Source organism: Bradyrhizobium sp., assembly GCF_016462955.1.
In the GTDB taxonomy this organism is placed as follows: Bacteria; Pseudomonadota; Alphaproteobacteria; order Rhizobiales; family Xanthobacteraceae; genus Bradyrhizobium.
On sequence record NZ_JAEMSD010000450.1, the window covers coordinates 1,595 to 5,632 of the forward strand.

The 4,038-nt window shown below is 64.6% G+C and carries 7 protein-coding genes; 2 read left to right on the forward strand and 5 right to left on the reverse strand.

Going from position 1 to position 4,038, the window contains the following annotated elements; all coding sequences use genetic code 11:
• Both JHD07_RS31310 and JHD07_RS31315 read left to right on the forward strand, forming a co-directional pair.
• A partial coding sequence (locus JHD07_RS31310) for an iron ABC transporter permease (protein WP_291629179.1) occupies positions 1 to 765 on the forward strand: 765 nt, incomplete at its 5' end.
• Positions 762 to 1,538 (forward strand): ABC transporter ATP-binding protein, encoded by a 777-nt coding sequence (locus JHD07_RS31315; RefSeq protein ID WP_291629180.1) that lies wholly within the window; start codon positions 762 to 764, stop codon positions 1,536 to 1,538. The genes JHD07_RS31310 and JHD07_RS31315, both read left to right, overlap by 4 nt.
• 2 nt (positions 1,539 to 1,540) lie before the next feature.
• Here JHD07_RS31315 and JHD07_RS31320 read toward each other — a convergent pair whose 3' ends face one another.
• The 5 genes from JHD07_RS31320 to JHD07_RS31340 form a co-directional block, all read right to left on the reverse strand.
• Entirely contained in the window at positions 1,541 to 2,188 is a 648-nt protein-coding gene (locus JHD07_RS31320; RefSeq protein WP_291629181.1) for a hypothetical protein, read from the reverse strand.
• On the reverse strand, positions 2,185 to 2,787 hold the full coding sequence (locus JHD07_RS31325) for a hypothetical protein (protein WP_291629183.1): 603 nt from the start codon (positions 2,785 to 2,787) through the stop codon (positions 2,185 to 2,187). Before JHD07_RS31325 ends, JHD07_RS31320 begins: the two co-directional genes overlap by 4 nt.
• 3 nt (positions 2,788 to 2,790) lie before the next feature.
• Entirely contained in the window at positions 2,791 to 3,282 is a 492-nt protein-coding gene (locus JHD07_RS31330; protein ID WP_291629185.1) for a hypothetical protein, read from the reverse strand.
• 230 nt (positions 3,283 to 3,512) lie between these two features.
• The gene (locus JHD07_RS31335; protein WP_291629187.1) at positions 3,513 to 3,890 is read right to left on the reverse strand and encodes a nitrile hydratase accessory protein; all 378 of its coding nucleotides are present in this window, start codon (positions 3,888 to 3,890) and stop codon (positions 3,513 to 3,515) included.
• The coding region (locus JHD07_RS31340) for an SH3-like domain-containing protein (protein WP_291629188.1) at positions 3,890 to 4,038 on the reverse strand (149 nt) is incomplete at its 5' end. The genes JHD07_RS31335 and JHD07_RS31340, both read right to left, overlap by 1 nt.

The window sequence follows — 4,038 nt, forward strand, 5'->3', positions numbered from 1 at the left end:
CTGCAGGCCATCTTCCGCAATCCGCTGGTCGGACCGCAAACCATCGGCGCATCCTCCGGTGCTGCTCTCGGAGGCGTCACCGTCATCTATCTCGTCGGCTTCGGGCCACTGGTCCAGATCGGGGCGTTTGGAGGAGCTGCCCTGGCGCTGGTGGCCGTCCTCGCGTTTCATCGCAGCAACAACCTCTCGCCGATCCTTACGCTCGTCCTGGCGGGGGTGGTCGTCAGTGCCTTTTGCAGCGCGCTGGTCGGCCTTGTAACCTATCTGGCCGATCCTGAGACGACGTTGCAGGTGATCGTGTTCTGGTTGTTGGGCAGCTTTGCGTCTTCGACCTGGCCGCAATTCGGACTGGTTGCAGTCTGCACCGCGTTCGCAACCGCCGTTCTCATCGGGATGCGGTGGCGCGTGAACGTTCTTTCGCTTGGCGACGACGAGGCTCGCACCCTCGGCGTCAATCCGGTTCGCGACCGGTTGATTTTGCTCGCCGCGGCGTGTCTTGCGATCTCGTCCCAGGTCGCGGTTAGCGGCACCATCGGCTGGGTGGGACTCATCATTCCCAACCTGGCGCGCATGATGGTCGGCGCGGACAACCGCCGGCTTCTGCCGGTGTCGACGCTGCTCGGCGCCATCTTCCTGGTTGCGGCCGACACGCTCGCGCGGTCGCTCACGCCGGCAGAAATTCCGGTTGGAATCATCACTGCACTGGTCGGCACGCCGATTTTCGCGCTGCTCCTGCGGCGCAGCACGAGGAGTGGCGTCGCATGATCCGCATCGACAATGCAGGCCACAGCTACGGATCCGGACCCTGGCTGTTCCGCGGGCTGTCGGCGACGTTTCCTGCGGGCAAGATCGCGGCCATCCTCGGGCCCAATGGCTGCGGCAAAACCACCCTGCTGAGGGCGATCGGAGGGACGCTGACGCTCAGGGAAGGACACGTCGAGATCGACGGCCATGTGGGCTTCGTTCCGCAGGCCCTGATGGCGGACCAGTCCTACGACGCCCTCGACATGGTCCTGCTGGGCCGCAGCCGCTATCTTGGAAGGTTCAGCTCACCGGGCCGCCACGACCGGGACCGCGCATATGCGTGTCTGGAGGAGGTGGGCCTCGCGGTCCACGCGCAGCAGCGTTACGACCGGCTCAGCGGCGGGCAGCGGCAGCTCGTCCTGCTGGCCCGCGCGCTCGCCAGCGACTGCAAGGTGCTGGTGCTGGATGAGCCGGCTTCGGCACTCGACATCGCCAATCAGGGCGTCGTTCTTCGTCTGCTGCTGCGTCTTGCAGGCTCGCTTGGCCTGACCGTGCTCTTCACGACACATCACCCCGATCATGCAATCGGCATCGCCGACACGACGTTGCTGATGCAGCGGGACGCGACGCACATCGTAGGGGAGACCGAGATGGTGCTGACTGAAAGCAATCTCGCAAGGATGTATGGCGTTCCGGTACGACGCGTGAACGTTCATGCGGACGAGGAGACGGCATCCGCGATCGTGCCGCTGCACGGCTTGCGGGGCAAAGCCACGGATCTGCCGGCGCGTTGAGATCAGATGCCGCCGCGACCCGGTCGGAGGGCCTTCTCCCTTGCCCAGGGCAGGAAGCCGTCGAGAAGCTTCGTCGCTGCCGGCATGAAGTTGCTGCCGTGATGGTAGAACGGGTCAAGCGTCGAAACGAGCATGCGACCGGGCAGGGTGACGCGATCCTCGTAAAGCAGCGCTCCGCCGCTGTCGCGGCCTTCAGGATCGGCGGGAACGTCGATCAGCACCCGAGCCCCGGCAGGCGGGGTCAGCACGCCGTGGAAGTGCCATATCGTGTTTTCGAACGGCACCGCCTGGAAGAGCTCGTGGTCGGGCGCTAGCAGGCGGTTCGGCGGACGTGCGTCCTTGTCGAGCCACCACCAGAAATTGGTGGGTCGCGCCGCCCATGTCACACCCGGCAACCATGTGTCGGCGCGATTTTCGCCGAATACGACCAGCGTGTGCCCGGCTTTCGCAAAATCGATCAGAACATCGCGCCTGGCGCGCAGGACGTTCGGATTGATGCGATCGGGAACGATCAGGAACGTGACGCCGGCCAGGGCCTCGGTCGTGAGCTCCGGGGCGTAGATGGTCTTGTCGAACAGCTCCCGGTAGCGCCCGCCGTGAATAGCCGCGTGATGGTAGAAGGTGCCGCCGTCGAGGATCGCCAGGCTCATTGAACGTCTCGTCCCTCGGCGACCCATTGCATGATCCGGGGCGCCAGCTGCTTGTCGTCGCCGCCGAAGCTCCAGAGGTCATTTCCCCCGTGGAAGAGAACGCGACCTCGGCGGACCGGGTAGATGAAGTCGAGCGGCAGGTCCGGCTTGCCGAGCGCATGGATGATTTGCGCATCGGCCGGCGCATCATGCCAGACCCGGCCATAGAAACCGGACACGCCGCGGCGGAAGGTCAGATCATGCGGATCGATGCCGTGCCAGATTGGGTGCTCGGCGACGCGCAGCACGGTGATGTCGCTGAGCCTGTAATTGTCGATGGTGTGAAAACCCGCCATGCGCGGAAGGTAGGGATAGGCGTAGTGGCCGTTGGCGACGACGACACCGCCGCCAGCGAGGTATTCCTCGATCTGGGGAGCGCGAGAAGCCAGGAAACGTTGATCGCTATGCATGCTCACGAACAGGACGCTGAAATCGTCGAGGTCGATCTCCGGCAGCGAATAGACGTCGCGGAGCAGAACTTCTGCTTCCGTCCTCGCACTGGTCAACGCATGCAGCGACCCGTCGTCATAGCCGAAGCTGAACGCCAGTCCCGGCTTCATGCGTCAGCTCACACGCGTCGTGAAGAGGGTTTCCGGCTCCCTGGCGAGGACGTCCTGGGCAACGGAGCGCTTCAATGCACTCAGCTCATGCTCTTCCGCCGTGCTGCGATCCTTGGTGAAGACGAGTTCGAAAAATCGGGCAGGCAAAACGTCCGGCCGCAGCGCGATCTCGGCGGTGCGCTCACCCAGGGTCACTCGAAAGCTGTAGGAAATGTCGTGGCCAGATACAAATCTCGCGTCGGGCAACGACCGGTCGACGATGTAGGCGCCACGCGTCACGGCGCGGGTGATGACCTCGAAGGCGTCCCGCACACCCGGACCAGGATGTCCGCTGACGATGCTCATGTCGCGCCGCGCCGGCACGGCTTTCGGCGACAGCAGGGCGAACGCAGCCCGCTGCGCCTGGAACACGATCGCGGCCATGGCGAGCGCGGATTGGCCATGATAGGCGGCCACCATCGGAAAGCCGATCTCGATGGGCTCCTCCTCGGCCATGATGGTGATCGTCGGACCTTGTCTGATTGGCTCGCTCACGGATCCCTGCGACGAAACGGTTGTTACGCGCATCGGTTATCCCGCGCGTTGGTCCGGGGTCAACAGCCTCAAATTAGATTCAGTTCAAAGCGCGAGCCGGTGAAATGGCTCTCCCGCGCACAAGGCTCGAGCGGTCATCCCAAGGGACCAATGGGAATCGCGCGCGACCACCATGTCTCCGTGTCGCCCAGCTAGCCGAAATCCTCCGGCCGCAACTCGATCGGCTTGCCGTGCGGCGTGCGATCGGCGGCGTGGTCCCAGGCGTCGCGATAGCGGTGCAAGGTCTCCATCGAGGCGACACCCTTCCGTGAGACGAGGCCTTCCAGCGTGGCGAGCCAGTGCAGATAGTAGGTTTCGCCGGTATCGGGATCGCCGGCAGCCTGCGCTCGCTTGATCTCGTCGGCGAGGGCGGCGGCCCATTCCGGCCAGGTGAACACGCCGCGTTCGTAGAGACTCAAGGCCATCGCAAAAGCGTGCGCCTCCCATGGCGCGCGGAACACCGGGCCGTCGTCGTCGCGTGGAATGCTCGGGATGGCCGCTGCCGCGGCGGCCGCCAGCGCGCTGCTCATTACGCCGGATCCAGATAGGGCTCGAATGCGTCGATCGAAACCTTCAAGGTGGGATCACCGTCCTCGCCCCAGAGATCGCGGCCTTCGAACACCACCGTGTAGAGCCATTGCGGATGCTCGCCGCGCTCCATCGCCGTCGTGTCAGGAA

Bases quoted from the DNA above. Each gene is read 5' to 3' on its own strand.
- JHD07_RS31335 (WP_291629187.1), bottom strand. From the start codon at position 3,890: ATGAGCAGCGCGCTGGCGGCCGCCGCGGCAGCGGCCATCCCGAGCATT.
- JHD07_RS31320 (WP_291629181.1), bottom strand. From the start codon at position 2,188: ATGAGCCTGGCGATCCTCGACGGCGGCACCTTCTACCATCACGCGGCT.
- JHD07_RS31330 (WP_291629185.1), bottom strand. From the start codon at position 3,282: ATGGCCGAGGAGGAGCCCATCGAGATCGGCTTTCCGATGGTGGCCGCC.
- JHD07_RS31315 (WP_291629180.1), top strand. From the start codon at position 762: ATGATCCGCATCGACAATGCAGGCCACAGCTACGGATCCGGACCCTGG.
- JHD07_RS31325 (WP_291629183.1), bottom strand. From the start codon at position 2,787: ATGAAGCCGGGACTGGCGTTCAGCTTCGGCTATGACGACGGGTCGCTG.